The sequence below is a fragment of the Chitinophaga parva genome, from assembly GCF_003071345.1.
Classification (GTDB): domain Bacteria; phylum Bacteroidota; class Bacteroidia; order Chitinophagales; family Chitinophagaceae; genus Chitinophaga; species Chitinophaga parva.
On record NZ_QCYK01000003.1, the window covers coordinates 244153 to 261867 of the forward strand.

Annotated in this window: 11 protein-coding genes; 6 read left to right on the forward strand and 5 right to left on the reverse strand. The window is 54.2% G+C overall.

Annotated features, from left to right (window positions below):
* Window positions 1–16: 16 nt before the first annotated feature.
* A complete protein-coding gene (locus DCC81_RS20300; protein WP_108688516.1) occupies window positions 17–787 on the forward strand; it encodes a lipopolysaccharide kinase InaA family protein in 771 nt (256 codons plus the stop codon).
* Window positions 788–881: 94 nt separating this feature from the next.
* Here the strand turns inward: DCC81_RS20300 and DCC81_RS20305 are convergent, their stop codons facing one another.
* Window positions 882–2777 carry a twin-arginine translocation signal domain-containing protein gene (locus tag DCC81_RS20305; RefSeq protein ID WP_165806670.1) on the reverse strand — a complete coding sequence of 632 codons (1896 nt, stop codon included), beginning with the start codon at window positions 2775–2777 and terminating at the stop codon, window positions 882–884.
* 132 nt (window positions 2778–2909) lie between these two features.
* Here DCC81_RS20305 and DCC81_RS20310 point away from each other — a divergent pair, with 132 nt between their 5' ends.
* Window positions 2910–5066, forward strand: coding sequence for a DUF5703 domain-containing protein (locus tag DCC81_RS20310; RefSeq protein ID WP_108688518.1), 2157 nt, complete (start codon window positions 2910–2912; stop codon window positions 5064–5066).
* A 140-nt stretch (window positions 5067–5206) separates the two neighbouring features.
* Window positions 5207–8341 (forward strand): AsmA family protein, encoded by a 3135-nt coding sequence (locus tag DCC81_RS20315; RefSeq protein WP_108688519.1) that lies wholly within the window; start codon window positions 5207–5209, stop codon window positions 8339–8341.
* Window positions 8342–8526: 185 nt separating this feature from the next.
* On the opposite strand, the gene DCC81_RS20320 is transcribed toward DCC81_RS20315, so the two are convergent.
* Entirely contained in the window at window positions 8527–8928 is a 402-nt protein-coding gene (locus tag DCC81_RS20320) for a hypothetical protein (RefSeq protein ID WP_108688520.1), read from the reverse strand.
* Window positions 8929–9130: 202 nt separating this feature from the next.
* On the opposite strand from DCC81_RS20320, the gene DCC81_RS20325 reads away from it, so the two are divergent.
* Window positions 9131–11008 (forward strand): sensor histidine kinase, encoded by a 1878-nt coding sequence (locus DCC81_RS20325; RefSeq protein ID WP_165806672.1) that lies wholly within the window; start codon window positions 9131–9133, stop codon window positions 11006–11008.
* Window positions 10995–11639, forward strand: a complete 645-nt coding sequence (locus DCC81_RS20330; protein WP_108688522.1) for a response regulator — start codon at window positions 10995–10997, stop codon at window positions 11637–11639. Before DCC81_RS20325 ends, DCC81_RS20330 begins: the two co-directional genes overlap by 14 nt.
* 57 nt (window positions 11640–11696) lie before the next feature.
* On the opposite strand, the gene purT is transcribed toward DCC81_RS20330, so the two are convergent.
* Window positions 11697–12869: a formate-dependent phosphoribosylglycinamide formyltransferase gene (gene purT / locus DCC81_RS20335; RefSeq protein WP_108688523.1), complete on the reverse strand. Its 1173-nt coding sequence runs from the start codon at window positions 12867–12869 to the stop codon at window positions 11697–11699.
* A gap of 115 nt (window positions 12870–12984) precedes the next feature.
* On the opposite strand from purT, the gene DCC81_RS20340 reads away from it, so the two are divergent.
* Window positions 12985–13398, forward strand: coding sequence for a YybH family protein (locus DCC81_RS20340; RefSeq protein WP_108688524.1), 414 nt, complete (start codon window positions 12985–12987; stop codon window positions 13396–13398).
* Here the strand turns inward: DCC81_RS20340 and DCC81_RS20345 are convergent.
* Window positions 13395–15647, reverse strand: coding sequence for a tetratricopeptide repeat-containing sensor histidine kinase (locus DCC81_RS20345; RefSeq protein WP_108688525.1), 2253 nt, complete (start codon window positions 15645–15647; stop codon window positions 13395–13397). The genes DCC81_RS20340 and DCC81_RS20345 overlap by 4 nt on opposite strands.
* A gap of 123 nt (window positions 15648–15770) precedes the next feature.
* Window positions 15771–17624 (reverse strand): DUF3472 domain-containing protein, encoded by a 1854-nt coding sequence (locus tag DCC81_RS20350; RefSeq protein ID WP_165806673.1) that lies wholly within the window; start codon window positions 17622–17624, stop codon window positions 15771–15773.
* Between the last annotated feature and the right edge of the window lie 91 nt (window positions 17625–17715).

Consider the following 17715-nt stretch of genomic DNA (forward strand, 5'->3'; position numbering starts at 1 on the left):
GCACAAACGAAGGACCATGAGCGTTCACATTGAGGTAGCGTCCCATTATGAATTTCTAAGAGCGTATGTAGAACAAATACCGGCCAGCTTTAACAGTATGGGAACCGCCGTGCACTCCGCACGGAACGTTATACGCGTTGATATACAAAACAACATAAAGCTGGTGATCAAATCCTACCGGCAGATCTACATCTTTAACCGCTTCTTCTATGCCAATATAGTGCCCTCCAAGGCCAAGCGCGCTTTCCTGTATGCCCAAAGGCTGATCAGCAAAGGGTTCCAGACACCCACACCGGTTGCATACATCGAGTGCGTAGATAATGGATTAATGCGGGACAGCTATTTTATCAGCACCTACATAGATTACCAGCCATTGAAAGACATTTACCAGTTGCCAAGGGAAGAGGCTTTGCAGATCCTGGACCAGCTGGCCGCATTCACCTGCCACCTCCATGCAGCAGGTATTTATCACAAGGACTATTCCATCGGCAATATCCTCTTTAAAAAGAACCACGAAGGGTACTACGATTTTTCGCTGGTGGATAATAACCGCATGCGCTTTGCCAAGGGCTCGTTTGCAGACCGGATGAAGAACCTGCGCCGCCTGGACCTGCCGTTGCCCATGCTGGCCTATTTCTGCCAGCAGTATGCGCGGGTGAACGGGGAAAATGATCTGCTATCGCTCACTACCATGCTGAACTACCGTAAGCACCGCCTGGTGTACCGCACCCGTAAGGACAGGATGAAGCATATTTTCAGGTGGTTTTTACCGTTCGGACAAGCGTGATCCTTTTGGTTTAATAAACTGTAAGTTGTTTGCACGAGATCAAACACCGCGCAGGCATATAGTGCGGCGTTCTACGCCTGCAAGGCGTTGGCCGTTATGCAAAGGAAAGCCGCACATCCAGGTGCGGTGCGTTTGTATAAAAAGGTAATGCTTCCAGGCCGGGCACGTAGTTGAAAATACGGGAGCCGGTGGTGGAGGCTAATTGCAGGGGCTTGTTTGTAATCACCTGCAGGGTGCCGCCATTACGGGCCAGGCGTATGCTTTTGCCATGGTGTTGCAGTGTCTCCGTGGAAGGGGAGATGAGTGGCAGCCAGGTTTTTACCTGTGTGCTCCCGTTATGGGAGTATTGCAGGCGTACGCCGGTGGGGGTAAACTGGTAGACCAGCTTACAAAGGATAGCGCCGGTGGGGGGTGCCTGCTGGTCTTTGTTTACCAGCGCTGCATGCACGGTTACCGTAACGGTATCCCCTTTGGTGCGCGTTTCCATGCTGGCGCCAAAGTCATTGATATTCGTATATGTGTTACCGTTATACTCCAATGATATGCGCGGTGTAAGCGGTAGGCTGTGTGGATCTTTATCTTCCTGCATGTTGTGGGCTTCGTACAGCTGGTATTCGTTCATACTGGCGCAAAGCAGGATGCCTGCCGTTGTGTGCCACAGCATAGACAGTGCACCGCCGCTGGCATGGCCGGCTTTGTAGTCTTTATAATCACGGTCGTACCCGGTGATGGTGGCGCGGTATGGGCCGGTGGCCACGAGGCCTGTTTGAATATCAGCGAAGAAACGGCTGCCGTAGGCCTGCTCCCGGGGCAGCTTTACCGGCGCAAAAGTAGGCGGGGGCTGGGGAATGCCGTGATCCAACAAGGTAACCTGTGCCTTTAAATGACAGAAAGTATGGTGCAGGCCCGATGTAACTCCATGTGAAAAATAATGCGGCCCGCCATACAGCAACCCATCATGGGTATGCCGTTCCAGTAACTGCGTATTACGCAATGCTGCCATATAAAACTCCGGGGACTGCCCGCCCAGCAAGGCATACGCCGGCTGGCAGCCGTCGGAGGTGCGGCTGCCCCAGTAGGTCCATTTATAATTACGGGTGCCCCAGCTGTTGTCCCATCCACCATCCGGCAGCATAAACTGCAGGTGTGCCTGCATGCTTTCCTGCACTGCTTCCAGCACTTCCCGGTCACTGGTGTGCAGGGCATAGAGCACCAGGTTAGGGAGCGATTCTTCTACGTTGTAGCCCAGGTCTACGGAGTAGCAGCCTTTGGGGCTGGGTGTTTTGTAAGGCGTTCCTTCGCCCGTTAGCAGCTTATCTTTTTTACTGATGAAGGTGATGGCCTGTTTTGCAAGGCTGGCGGCCTTTTCCCGGTATTGCGGTCTGTCCAGCAGGTCTGCCAGGAGGGCCAGTGCATAGGTGGCCGAAATGGGATAGTTGATGTTACCGTATTCAATGTTGAAGTTGTTATAAATGAAGTCACCTGCTCTGGCAATGCGTTCCTGGAGGGTTTTCCGGAAGGAATTGTCCAGCAGTTGCCCGTGGTTTTTGAGGGCTTCCGCCAGTGCTATACTGCCAAACACGGTGGTGCCTTTCCAGGAGCCTTTTTCCGGTTCGTTCAGCCAGGAGCCGTCTTCCTGGCTCACGGTCCTTTCCATCCAGTTGTAGAGCAGCAAGGCAGCATCCACATAGCGGTGGTCATTGTGGCGCGCAGCCAGGTGCAGGAAGGGGTAAATGCATTCCCCCATGCGCCCGTGTATCATGTGCTCTTCCGGGGAGATGATGGTGCCGTAGTGCGGGTGATGCTGGTCAGTGACCTGCAGGGAGCGTAGTTTTTGACCCCAGGTGCCGGAAAGGGAGGTGGCAAGGGCCTGCAGGTCACCGGCAGCAGGTATTTGCGGCCAGGCAGCAGCGAAGTGGTGGGAGAGTAACAGGCCGGCGGCGCCTGCGGTGCTGTGTTGCAGGAATTGTCTCCTGGAATAGGATGGCATAACGGGAACGGGTGTTAGTGGAAATACAATATCGGGAATTTGGCTATAATATTTTAAAGCCAGGACTGCATTTGTCCTGGCTTTTTTTATATCTTGATCCCAGGAACCCATGTAACTTTTTATGCTCCCGTTATGCATTTCAAAAAAAATCTGCTGCCGGCACTAGCCCTGCTGATGGGCTTTTCCACGCATGCCCAGCAAAAGCAGGCTTCCATGCCTGTTAATTCGCTATCCGCCTTTAATGTACAATGGAATGAGCCTGGCCCCACCGCTGCGCAATCCATGCCTACCGGCAATGGTGACATTGGCCTCAACGTATGGACTGCCGCAAACGGTGACCTGTGCTTCTTCATCGGCAAAACAGATGCATGGGGTGCCGCTGCCCCGGATGAAAAAAATAACTGGGTAAAGGAAGGCGGTGTGCTCATGAAACTGGGCATGGTGCGCGTAGCGGTGAGCCCCAGTCCGTTGGCTACAGGTGCGGCTTTCAGCCAGGTACTGCGCCTCCATGAAAGCGAAGTGCTGGTAAAAGAAGGCCACCTGCAAATGCGGGTATGGGTAGATGCCAATCATCCCGTGATCCGCGTGGAAACTGAAAGCCCCACGCCAGTGACGGTAACGGCTACCCTGCATAACTGGCGCTTTCAAAACGGCGATACGCTCGTGCCGGAAAAGACGGATGCCATCACCTGGTATCATGCCAACCCGGCTACTGCCAATGAACACCTGCAGGGCATCGTGTTTGGCGCTGGCATGGCCGGCAAAGGTATGCTGCGCAAAAATGATACAACCCTGGCTACCACTGCCGCGGTGAAGTCACAGCTGTTGTCCGTATATCCGCTCACCGTTACCCACGCAGATAAAAGCAAATGGTTGTCCGCGCTGCAACAGCAGCAGCGCACCATTGACGCACTTCCCCTGGCCCAAACGCGTGCCGCACACCTGCGCTGGTGGAACCAGTTCTGGGACCGCAGCTGGATATTCCTGGAAGGGGATAGCCTGGCCCGCAAAGTAAATGAAGGCTATGTGCTACAGCGGTACGTGACGGCATGCGCCGGGCGCGGTGCTTATCCTATCAAATTCAATGGTTCCATATTCGTGGTGGACAACCCGGATTACAAACCCAATAGAGCGGCGCCCGCACGCGCCATAGACGCGGACTTCCGCGAATGGGGCGGCCAGTACTGGTTCCAGAACACCCGGCCTATGTATTGGCCCCGGCTGGCGGCGGGCGACTTTGACATGATGCTGCCCCTGTTTAAAATGTATGCCGGCATACTCCCGCATAACGCTGCGCAGGTAAAGCAATATTACCACCACGATGGGGCCTACTTTGCGGAAACAGCACCTTTCTGGGGCGGCCTGCTGTACATGGGGCCTGAAGTACCGGAGAACTGGACCGGCCACTATTTTACGCCCATCCTGGAACTGAGCATGATGATGCTGGACTACTATGATTACACCCGGGACGCGCAGTTTGCAAAAAACACGCTGCTGCCGGTAGCGGGTGCGGGCATGACGTTCTTTGACCAGCATTTTTCCCGCGATGCGCAAGGCAAGCTGTTGCTGGACCCGGATAACTCCATTGAAATGTTCTGGAAAGTGCATAACCCCGCACCGGATATTGCAGGCCTGCATGCGGTGGTCACCCGGTTGCTGGCATTGCCATCCTCGCTGACCTCCCCTGCTTCCCGTGCACAGTGGGAGCGCCTCCTGGGAGAATTACCCCCATTGCCACAAGGAGAAAAGCAAGGCAAAAGTGTATTGCTGCCTTACACCGGCCCGCAAACGGCGAAGGGGCATAACCTGGAAAACCCGGAGCTGTATGCCGTATACCCGTTCCGGTTATATGGACTGGGTAAGCCGGACCTGGAAGTGGCGGTGAATACATTCAACGCCCGGGCCTTCCGCGATAAAGGCTGCTGGGTACAGGACCCCATACAGGCGGCCATGCTGGGCATGACACAGGTGGCGAAGACCTATACTGCGTATAACCTTACCCGTAGGGAACCTGCGTTGAAGTTTCCCGCATTCTGGGCCACGGGGCATGATTATGCACCGGACGAAGACAACGGTGGCAACGGGGAGCAGGGGTTGCAGCAAATGCTGTTGCAAACAGATGGTAACAGGATCTACCTGCTACCTGCCTGGCCCAGGGAGTGGAATGCCTCGTTCAAACTGCATGCGCCACAAAACACTACGGTGCAAGGGAGGGTAGAGAATGGCAAAGTGGTGGACCTGCGGGTAACACCGGAATCGCGCCGGCAGGATGTGATCAGTGGGTTGTAACAAACACAGCGCGGTAAGCCCTGCCCAATACCGGGTCGCTAAAAGTGGGGCGGGATTTTAAAATGGGCTATCTTTGCGTGCTGGACCATTCCGTTGGTTAGGTATGCAACTTTTCGTCTATATATTTCGCCGTCATTTCTATGCGCAAGAAGCCTTTATTTAAAGCATTAAAGATTTTTGTTATAACAGTGGCCACTATTTTTGCCCTGTTGTTTTTATTACCGATCCTTTTCCCCAACACAATTGCTAACAAGATCAAGGCATGGACGAATAAGAGTATTACCGGTGATATGAATTTTTCCCGGGCACGTTTGTCTTTCTTCAACCACTTCCCGTCGCTCACGCTTACCCTGCATGATTTTACGTTGAAGGGGGCTGCACCTTTTAAAGAAGATACCCTGGTTGCTGCCAGTGAAGTGGCATTGGGCGTAAACCTGTCCAGTGTATTTTCCGGCTCCATTAAGATCGATAAGATCTTTTTGACGGAAGGCGATATTCACGTGATGGTGGACTCCGCGGGACATCCCAACTATGACATTTACAAATCGGCCCCCGCCAGCAACAACACGCCGGACAATGACAGCAGCAGTGCGTCTTTGAAGATAGAGCGCATCCAGATAGAGCATTGTAATATCATCTATGACGACCGTTCCCTGCCCCTGTACATCCGCGCCAGGGCGGTGGACTATGTGGGCAAAGGGGACCTGAGCAAGGCGCAGTTTGACCTGCAATCCGCGATCAACATCGGCTCCTTTGACCTGAGCTATGGTGGTACATCTTATATACAATCCAAGAAACTGAACGGAAACCTCATCACCAAGATCAACACCCACTCCCTGGACCTGATCTTTGAAAAGAACGAGATCCGCATCAATGAGCTGCCCGTTCAGCTTACCGGTACGTTTGGCTTCCTCAAGAACGGCTACCATATGGACTTTAGGCTAAGTTCCCTGGAAAGCAGTCTGCACGCCATTTTCAGCGCCCTGCCGCCGGAATACGTGACCTGGCTGGAACATACGGATGTGGAAGGCTTTGCAGATGTTACGGCCAGTCTTTCCGGTTCCTACATAGCCGCTACGAATATGATGCCCAGCCTGGCTTTCAACATGAAAGTACGGGACGGGATGATCACCAACGACAAAGCACCTGCTCCCATCAAGCATGCATTCCTCAACCTGGAAACCCGCCTGCCCCAGCTGAACATGGACAGCTTGTATATAAACGTGGATTCCATCTTCTTCAATATAGACAAGGATTTCTTCAGCGCCATTATCCGGGTGAAAGGCCTGCGGTCGCCGGAAGTGCATATGAAGATGAACACAGACATAGACCTGGAAAAATGGAACAAGGCCATCGGCAATAAGGACTTCGAGGTAAAAGGCCGGCTGAATGCCCGCCTGCAGGCAGATGGCAAATACGCAAAAGGAGTGGTGTACAAAGGCCTGCAGCACAAGCCGGACACGGTATTGACCAGCATCCCGGTGTTTGATCTGAAGGCTGCTTTCCGTGATGGCTATTTTAAATTTACTTCCTTCCCGGCTGCGGTGAATAATATCAGTTTTAACCTGGCGGCATCCTGCCCGGATAACGATTACGCACATACGCAGGTGAATGTGGAGAACATCAATGCTAACCTGCTGACCAATTATATCAGGGGTTTCTTCCGCATGCACAATGCAGCCGCCCCCGTGGTGGATGCCCAACTGGCGGCGGTATTACACCTGGCAGACGTGCAGCAGTTCTATAAAACAGACAGCCTGGCCATGGCCGGCGACCTGCATATGGACCTGACCACCAAGGGCACTTACCAGCCGGCCAGGCGCCTCTTCCCGGTTACCAAGGCCCACCTGACCATGAATAACGGCAGCGTACAAACGAAATACTACGCCGCACCGGTAGAAAAGATCAATGTAGACGCCACCATGACCAATACCGCCGGCACCCTGCGCAGTATGCAGGTGGACCTGAAGCCGGTGGCCTTTGAATTTGAAGGCCAGCCCTTCACCCTCAAAGCAGACCTGAACAACTTTGATGACCTGCGCTACAACATCAGCTCCCGCGGGGTGATAGACCTGGGCAGGATCTATAAAGTGTTTGCCGTGAAAGGCTACGACCTCAAAGGCCTGATCAAAACAAACCTGGCCCTGAGCGGCACCCAGCGAGACGCCACCAGCGGGCATTACGACCGCCTGCACAACAGCGGTACCCTGGTGATCCACGATGTGGCCCTCAGTTCGGAACTGTTCCCGTTGCCTTTCGTGATAAAAGACGGCACTTTCCGTTTTGACCAGGATAAGATGTGGTTCGACCAGTTCAATGCCAGCTATGGCAGTTCCCTCATCAACCTGAATGGTTACCTCAACAACGTGATCGCCTATGCATTGCAGGATCAAAAGCTGCAGGGCAATTTTACCCTGAAAAGCAACTACCTCCTGGTAGATGAAATGATGGTGAACGCCCCGGCCCCGGCAGGTAAAGCCCCGGAAAACACCGTCCCCACAGGCGCCCCCGGAGTAGTAATGGTACCGGCAAACCTGGACGTGACGCTGGATGCCGCTGTTAAAAAGATCGTATTCAAGGGTGTGAATATAGACAGCTTTTACGGCCAGCTGGTGATAGACAGTGGCAGGCTGCAAATGAACAAGACCGGCTTCAATATCATTGGCGCACCGGTAGAAATGGAGGCCACTTATGCCAGCCTTTCCCCGGATAAGGCCATGTTTGATTACCACATTAATGCCCATGAATTTGATATTAAACGGGCGTATAACGAGATCAAGATCTTTCATGACCTGGCTTCATCCGCGGCCAGCGCCAGCGGCATTGTGGGTTTGGACTACCAGCTGAGTGGCCGCCTGGATAAAAATATGAGCCCGGTATACCCCTCCATTAAAGGCGGTGGCGTGCTGTCTGTGAAGAAAGTGAAGATGAAGGGTTTTCGTTTATTCAATGCCGTGAGCAGCGCCACCGGAAAGGATGAGGTAAAAGACCCGGACCTTTCTAAAGTGGAGATCAGGTCGACCATCAACAACAATATCATGACCATCGCCCGCACCAGGATGAAGGTGGCCGGGTTCCGCCCGCGCTTTGAAGGCCAGGTAAGCCTGGATGGTAAATTGAATCTCAGCGGCCGTTTAGGCCTGCCCCCGTTGGGCATCATCGGCATTCCCTTCACAGTATCCGGTTCGCAGAGCGCGCCCAAGGTAAAACTGCGCCGGGAGCGGGATAGTGACAAGCTGGAGGAGACGGAAGACGGGGAGGATGATAATAAGTAGCGGTGAGGCATGATCAGCGTGCTAAAAAGATAAACCCCGGTCTCAAAGGCCGGGGTTATTTGTTGGGGGATTAACAGCTATACGTTCACATTGAAAGGAAGTATTGATCTCTGTATTAATACCAGGTAGCAGTTATTTGCTGTACAGGACAGCCGTCATAACTATTACATAATACCTGGTTGCAATTACTTACAGTATACTTGCAGCACCTTGTAGCTCTTATACGCATTGCCTGCGCCATAATCTACAGATGCGGTAGCAGAGCCGGTTGCGCCGGCGGCAAGGTTGGTAATGGTGAGGATGGTTTCCTCTTCGTAGGTTTTGCCGCTGGTAGTGGTGGCCTGGAGTTTAACGTATACCGGGTTGCTGCCGCTGCCCACGTCATAGGTTTCACTGCTGGTGTTCTTTACATCGAAAGTTACCTGCAGGTCGTGGAGGGCGGAAAGGTCACTGACCTTGGTTTCAGTGAGCTGCATTTTATCCGCCATGCATTGGCGTTGCGGCGTACCGGGCCCGTCTGACTTTTTGGAACAGCTGCCCAGGAATGCTGCGGCAGCCAATGCGCTATAGAGAGCGATCTTTTTCATGTTGATATTTTAGAAGGTGTGTTTAATGAATATGGTCTTTGCAAAATTACCGGCGGGGTGGGCGGTGTACAATACCAAACCATTGGTAATTTTAACTACCAGATAGTTGGTAGTTACAACATTGCCCCAGCTTTTGTATTTTTATTGCATGACCCGATTTAGCAGCATGTTGCTCCTGTTGTTAGGAATCCGCTGGTGCGCTATGGCACAGCTTTCCCTGCCACTGGATGAGCGCGCGTACACCGATAGCCTTGACAATATTTTACACCATGCCCCTTCTGACAGTACCCGGGCACGGGTGTGCTTCCAGCTGGCCGAGTACTGGCGCGGCAAAGACACTGTAAAAGCCCGCAGTTTCCTGGACCAGGGCGCCCGGCTGGCGCAGCGTTTTCCTTTGCCGCACGCATTGCATGCCTTTTATGAAGGACAGTTTTATTTCAATACGGACGCCCCCAAGGCAGCAGATGCATTTTTCCGCTCGCAGCAGCAACTGGCCGCTTTTCCCACAAAGGAGGCCACCCGGTTCCGTGCCATGGCGTGGTTCAATTATGGCATTATGCAGCGGGGTGCTAAGGGAGACGACTTCGTGATTGACACCTGGCTTACGCACGCCATTCCCCTGGCGGAGCAGGGGGGTGATGAAGATAAACTGGCACTGTACTACACGCAACTGGGCACCTTGTTGATGTACAACGCCCGGTTTGATAAAGCGCAGGTGTACATTGATAAGGGATTGACCATCCTGGAAAAACATCCGGGCTCGCCCAACCTGCTGTTTGCTTATTTTGCGGCCACCAGTAATGCCATTTACAGTAAGCATATTGCCGCCGCCAAAGGTTACCTGGATAAGGCAAAGGCCCTGCTGGCGCCTTACCCGGAGTCTGCCAATTATCCTAATTATTACTACAACGAATCATTGTACTACACTGCGGTCAATGAGTTTGGCAAGGCCATGGGCAGCCTGGATAAGGGCATTGCCATGGCCCGTAAACTGCAGCAACCACAGGTACTGCAAATGCTGGTGTTCCGTAAATACAATATCCTGCAGGAGTCTAAAGCCTATGGCCCTGCACGGCAATTGCTCCTGGACATTCTCAAAGAAGGGACGCTTACTAAAGAGGTGAACAACCGGAAGACCATTTACCAGCAACTGGCCTCCATTAACGCCAGCATGGGGGATATGAAACAGGCCTATGACTGGCAGGTAAAATACGCCACGCTGAGCGATAGCCTGCAGGAAGCCAAGCTGCAAGCCCATATCCAGGAGCTGGAGATCAAGTATAATAACGCTGAAAAGGAAAAGAAAATAGCACAACTGGAAGTTGTGAATGCAAAGGCAGCACTGGCGGCCCGCAAGAATAAACAACTGGCCGGCTTGTTTGGCATGGCCGCGGTGCTGGCATTGGTAGTGGCCTTGTTTGCTACCTGGTTTTACCGGAAGAACAAACAGCTGGCGGCTGCACAGCTGAAAACCCAGGTGGCGCAGGCATTATTGCAAGGGGAAGAAAATGAACGGGCGCGCGTGGCCCGTGACCTGCATGATGGCTTGGGCGGGCTGCTGGCAGGCATCAAGCTGCATCTCTCTGCCGTGGCCCGGCCGGAGCTGCACAAGGTCATAGACCAGCTGGATCACTCCTCCGCGGAACTGCGGCGTATTGCACATAACATGATGCCGGAAGCCCTGTTGAGCTATGGGCTGGTGGCGGCGTTGCAACAGTTGTGCGCATCGCTGGAAACGCCCGCTTTGCAGGTGTCATTCCAGCCTTTTGGCATCCAGGACAACCTGCCGCGCATGACGCAGGTGACCATTTACCGCATTGTGCAGGAAGCGCTCTCCAATGCATTGCGCCACGCACAGGCATCCAGCGTGGTGGTACAATGCTCACAGGAAGGGAGCACTTTCTTCATTACCGTGGAAGACAACGGGCGCGGTTTTGACAAGCACAGTATTTCAAAGGAGAAAGGCATAGGGCTTAGCAATATTGAACGGCGCGTGCTTTTCCTGAATGGTAAAATGGATATTGATGCGGCCGTGAATGAAGGCACCACTATAAATATTGAACTCAATGTGGCAGGATAAACAACCTATTGCTTTGGTGATCGTAGATGACCACCCGGTGGTGCTGCATGGACTGGAAACCTTGCTGCAGCAGGATGAGCGCATAGCGGTAAGGGGTGGGTTCACCACCGGCATGGAAGCGCTGGCCTTTGTACAGCAACATACGGTGCATGTAGTGCTGCTGGATATTTCCCTGCCGGACATTCACGGTGCGGAGCTGTGCCGCCGCATTAAGCAGGTGTCGCCGGCCACGGTGGTATTGGGTTTCAGCAATCATGCGGAAAGGCTGCTTATTTTGCAGCTGCTGCAAAACGGCGCCAGTGGCTACTTGCTGAAGAATGTGGCTGCGGCGGAACTGATGACCTGTATGGAAGAAGCACTGAACGGTCAGGTGGCCTTCAGCAGTGAAGTAAAGCAGATCATGGCCCGTGCTGCTGTGCCGGATGTAAAGGCAGTGGCTCCTTTGACCAAACGGGAAAAACAGATCCTGCGCCTCATTGCAGATGGCCGGACCAACCAGCAGATGGCAGATGAATTGTCCCTGAGCGTGCTCACGGTAGAAACCCACCGCAGGAACCTCATGCAAAAGTTCGAGGTGAAAAATGTGGCAGCGTTGCTGAAAGCTGCCATGGCAGAAGGATTGCTTTCCTGATGCACTCCGGCCGGCTGCGGCACAAGGGGCGCGCCCTGCCCCCGGCAGCAACATTTCTTATTTCGAGGGCTCCACCTTCACCAGCCGGGCCAGCGCTATCGCCCGTGCTTTAATAGCCTCCACGTCTGCATCCGGCTTGTCATACGTGAGCACCACGCCCATGCGGCGGTAGGGGCGTGTGGTGGGCTTACCAAACAAACGGATGTCTGCGTTCGGCTGGCTAAGTACCTCTGCTACGCCGGTGAACACCGGCTCACTGCCTTCCCGGTCCGCCAGGATCACGGCGCTGGCGCCATTGCGCTCATGCGTGATAGCTGCAATGGGCAGCCCCAATACCGCGCGGGCATGCAGGTCAAATTCGCTGAGGTTTTGGGTACCGGCCAGGGTTACCATGCCGGTATCGTGGGGGCGGGGAGACAGTTCTGAAAAGTAGACGCCTTCCGGTGCCAGGAAAAATTCCACCCCAAAGATCCCGGCGCCGCCTAGTGCCTGGGTTACCTTAGCCGCCATGTCCTGCGCTTCCGCCAGTTGATCCACGGGTACGGCCGCGGGCTGCCAGCTTTCCTGGTAGTCGCCGCGCTCCTGGCGGTGGCCTATGGGCAGGCAAAACAGCGTAGGGCCTTGTTGCTGGGTCACCGTGAGCAGGGTGATCTCGGAGGTAAAATGAACGAACGCCTCCACGATCACTTCCACCTGGTCGCCCCGCTTGCCATGCTGGGCGTAGTTCCAGGCGGTTTCAATATCTGCGGCAGACCTGATCACGGATTGTCCCTTGCCGGACGATGACATCAGCGGCTTTACCACGCAGGGCATGCCCACCGCTTCCACGGCGGCTTGCAGCGCTTCCAGTGTGCCGGCGTAGCGGTAATTGGCGGTGCGCAGGCCCAGCTCCCGTGCCGCCAGGTCGCGGATGGCGCGGCGGTTCATAGTGAAATTGGCCGCCTTGGCGCTGGGCACCACCTGTATGCCTTGCGTTTCATAATCGTAAAAACGTTCGGTGCGGATAGCTTCTATTTCAGGAACGATAATGTCGGGTTGATGTTTGGCCACGATGCGGTCCAGCTCCGCGCCATCCAGCATGTTGATGACTTCCCGCGCATCGGCCACTTGCTGGGCCGGTGCATCATGGTAGGAATCTACGGCAATCACGTATTGCCCCAGTCGTTTTACGGAGATCACAAATTCTTTACCGAGCTCCCCCGAGCCGAGGAGCATGATCTTTTTCTGCATAATCGTTGGCTTGAGGGCACAAAGCTAGGGATTTAATACAAATGCCCCCTGCATTTGGCGCGTATACCCGCCTTCTGTTCACGGGCTGGATATTATTTTCACCAAAAGTTTTTCCATGCAGGTACATGAACTAATGGACCGTTACCGCGATACGGTTTTCCGCAAAGATGTAGCAGGTTTTATGCAGTTGTTTGACCCCGCGGTGCGGGTGTTTGACATGTGGGAGCGATGGAGCTTTGAAGGCGCGGCGGCGTGGCAGGGCATGGCGGAAGACTGGCTGGGCAACCTGGGCGAGGAGCGTGTAACCGTTACGTTCAGTGAGGTGCAGGTGCGGGAAGATGCGCAGCTGGCCACGCTCACGGCCTATGTGCGCTTTGCCGCCATCAACACGCAGGGGGCGGAATTACGCTACCTGGAAAACCGCCTTACCTGGGTGGCCGCCCGCCACGCGGATAGCTGGAAGATCATCCACCAGCATACATCCTCGCCCATTGATTTTGCGAGCATGAAAGTGAGGCTGCAGCGTTAGGCATACACCTCCGCCATTTCAAACGCAAGCCGGATCTCCACGCCCTGCTTGCTTTCAATGACCAGGTCGGCTTCCAGTTGCAGGCTGAGGCCCGTGATCAGGGAGAAGCCCAGGGATTGGCTGGCAGCAGTATCAAAGTTCGGCGGCAGGCCTATGCCATTGTCTTTAATGCGGAAATGCAATTGCCTGCCCTGCTGGGTCAGCGAGATCTCCACGTTGCCGTGCTGGCGGCCGGGAAAGGCATACTTGAAAATATTGGTCACGGCCTCGTTAAGGATCAGCCCTAAAGGTACGGCCTTGCCGGTGTCCAGCATCACATCGGCCAGGTGCAGTTCAAAGTGTACGCGCTGCCAGGCGCCGAAGCTGTCTTTCAGGTAGTCCAGTATTTCCTGGATATACGTCTTGATGTTTACCAGGCGGGCATCGTCGCCCTGGTAAAGCTTTTGGTGCACCAGGGAGAGAGACTTCAGCCGGTGCTCACTGTCATTGATGGCCTGTATGGCGGCTTCATTATCGAGGAACCGGCGCTGGGAGCTCAGTAAACTCATGGTAAGCTGCAGGTCGTTCTTCACCCGGTGGTGTATTTCCTTGAGCAGGAATTCTTTTTCCCCTAACAACTTATTCTTTTCCTTCATCAGGTCTTCCAGTGTTGCGTAGGCACCACTGATCTGGTCCTGCTGTTTACGCAGGATGGTGTTGCTTCTTGTCTTAATGCGGTAGCGGTTATACAAGACCAGCAGTAACAGCAGCAGGATAGCGCATCCCACCAGGATCGACTTTTTCAGCAGGTTGTCTTTCTCAATCGTTTTAGTTTGCAGGGCGCTTTTTTCCCGCAGCAACTGGTTATCTTTTTCCTGGTTATCCAGGTCAAATTTGGCCTGCATTTCCGCCGCCTGTTTTATTTTTTCAATGGCGAAGGCGGAATCAGACAACTGGTTGTACAACAGTAAATGCTGCACGGCGCTGGCCAGGTCGCCCCGGGCAGCGTCCATGCGGAACTGCAACAGGCTTACTTCCCGGCTGGTGGGCAGGTCGCGGTAACGGGGATCTCCTGCCAGCACCCGGTCCAGGTAAGGCGCTGCTTTTTTGTATTGATGCCGGTCCAGGTAAAAGCGGCAGATCTTCATCAGGTAATTGTTCACATCATCGCCATCGCCCAGTTGATCAGCATATTGCAGGTAATAAAATTCTGCCCGGGCATCATCTCGCTGCGCCAGGTAACAATCTGCCATGGAAAAAGAAAGCGAGATCTTGTCGTGGATATCAGAAGGCGGTTGTTGCTGTTTTACCATCAGCAGGTAGTGCAGGGCTTCATCTACCTGCTGTCTTGCGGTAAGCAGGTCTGTAAGCTCGCCCAGGATGTGGTACAACAGTGCGGAAGGATAGCGCAATTGGGCCATCAGCGCCTTTTTCAGGTATACCTCCCGCTGCGCCGTATCCTTGTTGTCCTGGTAAGCGGCGGCCAGCCGCCAGTAAAAATTGCCCAGGATGCCGGAGTCTTTTGCCAGTTCCGCGGCCTGTATGGCGGCATACGCATTGGCCTGCGATTCTGCAAAATTGCCCCGCCAGTGGTTCACGGCGGAGAGCAGGTCGTACGTGTAATAGATCTTTGTATAGTGGTGGGCTTTGTAAACTTCCAGCACCTGTTTAAGCTCCTGTTCTGCCATTTTATACTGGCCCATGTTCAGGTGCACATCTGCCAGTTCTTTCCGGGCGGTTGCCGCTTCCAGTGGCCTGTGTGCGGCTTCATACAGGTGAATGGCCGTATCCAGGTAGGCTTCCCGCAACTGGAAGCTGTTATTGTTTTTACCCATATCCGTCCATACGTCTGCTTCCAGGGCCTGGTCTTGCAGTGCACGGCTGTAGGTCAGCGCCTTTTGAAACCATGCATCTTTCTTTTCATTTTCGTTAGTGTGGTAATACATCTCGCCATAGCTCATGGCTATTTCCAGGCGCTGGCGCGTCCAGTGCATGCGCTGGCAGATGCTGTCTGCTTTTGCGAGGTAGAGGATGGCGGTATCTATATCGCCTTTCAGGCTGCCGGGCCTGGACTCCGCCGCGGTTGCAATCTCCACCATCACCTTCACTTTCATGGAGTCTGTGGTTTGCCGGTTCAGGAGGGCCAGCAGTTCCCGGTTCGTAAACCGGCTACGCTGGTAGGCAGCCATCTTTGACAGGTCTTGCGCCGCGGCGGTAATGCTCACCAGCAAAAAAAAGCATAACAGATATAAGGCGTGTGATCGCTTCATGTAGTGTTGTGGTCTGGTGTGGCAAGGTTTTTCCGGTAGCTAAATTAGACAAATTGATGGCTAAAGCCAAGAAAGGCCGCTTCACACGGGGAGAAGCGGCCTTTTCATGAGGCTTGCGCCGGTTTATTGTTTGATGAATTTCTTTGTGGCGCCATTCACCGTTACCAGGTAAACGCCCGGTGGCAGCTGGCTTACGTCTATGCTGCCCGGGGCGCTCATGTTCTGCATTTTTACCCGCCTGCCGGAAAGATCGGTCACAAAAACCTGGGCATAGTGCGCATTTTTTTCCAGGGCAAACTGTACATGCAGTTGCGATGCCACCGGGTTGGGATATACCTGCATATTCTCCGTGGTGGCGGATGATGTCAGTGTAACATTTTTAAGCCCCGTAGCTTCCGTGGCCTGGGTGGCCGCCAGGCCGCTTACGGTTTCCAGCGTCCATTGCTGGTTGGCGCTGCCACTACCGCTGTAAGAATACAGGATAATGCCGGTACCACTAATGGTGCTGCTGGCAGAGTCGTCGAGGATGTAGTGATTGGAGAGGTTACTTTGAATGAGGTAATGGCCGCTGCCTGCGGAAACCAGCGTCCATTGCTGGTTTGCGCCGCCCCCGTTCAGTGTGTACTGGATAGGGTGCGTGCCCGGGGTTTGTGCGCTGCCCGGCAGGTCGATGGCTTTACCGCTGTTGCGGTTTACAATGGTGGTAATGCCGCTGGTGGCCAGTTGCCATTGCTGGCTGTAGCTGCTGCTGGATGCGCTTTGCACCAGGGTGGCGGAGTTGGCGGTGCTGCTGCCCTGCACATCCAGGTACATGCCGCTGTACACATTTTTCAGCTTGTACCAGGTAGTGCCGCTGATGGTGAAGCTGGCGGTAACCGGTGTGGCTATGCCGTTGAAGATGTCTTCCACTGTTACCCTGGCGGTGTAAGTGCCGGCTGCCAGGCTGGTAGTGAGCGTATCTGCGCGGCGCTGGGGCACTGTGTCGGTAAAAGACTGCACCACGGAGGTACCGCTCAGGATCTCCACTTTTGCGGCCAGCTGGGGGCTTTTGGTATTGTCCGTGACCCAGTTTACATAGATCTTACCATTGCTGTAAGATGCGCTTACACTGCTTACGCTGGCCGTGGTAAGCGTGGGGGCGCTGCCCTGGTTGGTCTGCGCAGGGAGGCTGAGGGTGCGGCCCCCGTTGAAGCCCGCGCTGGGTGTTACCCCGGCACCGTGTTCCATGAAGTAGGCATCTTCCGTGGCATCATAACCACTGTTAAAGGCCAGGTCATAAATACCGTTGCGGCCTGCATCGCCGGCATTGGCACTGAAGGTGCGTGCACTGTGCTTGGTCCAGTTGCCGTTTACATCCATGTTCCAGCAATCCTTGAAAAATGCTTTGCGCTTGAAACGCCCGTCCCAGTTGGCATTGCTGCCATCCCAGTTTTCCAGGAAGCAATCATTGCCAGATCCCAGGTAACCGCTCGGTGCTGGCTCGGAAAGGATGGAGGTGAGAAACCATTGGTTATTGCCGCTGCTCTGGATGAAGGTGGCAATATACAGGTTGCCGGCCGCTTTCCAGCTACGGATGGCCACCGTGTACCAGGTGTTCAGGACCCAGTTGTAAGGGTTGATGGACTGCCAGCCGTCGCCCTCGCCGCCAAAGCGGCCGGTGTACGTATTGGGCGCGGCGTAGTACACACTGGAGTAAATACCGCCGCTGGTGTTGGGGTCCCACAGGGAAGCAAGGAGCGTGTGGGAGCTGCCATGGGAGCTGTCCGGCGTTTGTTGCAGGCCGTTGTAGCCCCCATTGTAATTGTGCACGGAGAAGTATTCCGTGTAGGCAGATTGGGTGATCTTGATCCGGTGGATCTTGGCCACCGCATCTGAGGGGAAGGTGAAAAAAATGTGCTCGGAAGGGGCCGCGTTGCTCTGCGCGTGGAGCACGGTGCCTGTGAGTACCAACAGGCATGCCAGTAACGTTGTTTTCATATTTGGTTGAATAGATGGTGAACGGGGGAAACGAGGTAGAATAAGGCCGGGCTGCACGATGCCGAAAGTAGGATAGAACCTCCTCGCAAAG

Bases quoted from the DNA above. Each gene is read 5' to 3' on its own strand.
- DCC81_RS20345 (WP_108688525.1), bottom strand. From the start codon at position 15,647: ATGAAGCGATCACACGCCTTATATCTGTTATGCTTTTTTTTGCTGGTG.
- DCC81_RS20325 (WP_165806672.1), top strand. From the start codon at position 9,131: ATGGCACAGCTTTCCCTGCCACTGGATGAGCGCGCGTACACCGATAGC.
- DCC81_RS20330 (WP_108688522.1), top strand. From the start codon at position 10,995: ATGTGGCAGGATAAACAACCTATTGCTTTGGTGATCGTAGATGACCAC.
- purT (WP_108688523.1), bottom strand. From the start codon at position 12,869: ATGCAGAAAAAGATCATGCTCCTCGGCTCGGGGGAGCTCGGTAAAGAA.
- DCC81_RS20350 (WP_165806673.1), bottom strand. From the start codon at position 17,624: ATGAAAACAACGTTACTGGCATGCCTGTTGGTACTCACAGGCACCGTG.
- DCC81_RS20300 (WP_108688516.1), top strand. From the start codon at position 17: ATGAGCGTTCACATTGAGGTAGCGTCCCATTATGAATTTCTAAGAGCG.
- DCC81_RS20340 (WP_108688524.1), top strand. From the start codon at position 12,985: ATGCAGGTACATGAACTAATGGACCGTTACCGCGATACGGTTTTCCGC.
- DCC81_RS20305 (WP_165806670.1), bottom strand. From the start codon at position 2,777: ATGCCATCCTATTCCAGGAGACAATTCCTGCAACACAGCACCGCAGGC.
- DCC81_RS20310 (WP_108688518.1), top strand. From the start codon at position 2,910: ATGCATTTCAAAAAAAATCTGCTGCCGGCACTAGCCCTGCTGATGGGC.
- DCC81_RS20320 (WP_108688520.1), bottom strand. From the start codon at position 8,928: ATGAAAAAGATCGCTCTCTATAGCGCATTGGCTGCCGCAGCATTCCTG.
- DCC81_RS20315 (WP_108688519.1), top strand. From the start codon at position 5,207: ATGCGCAAGAAGCCTTTATTTAAAGCATTAAAGATTTTTGTTATAACA.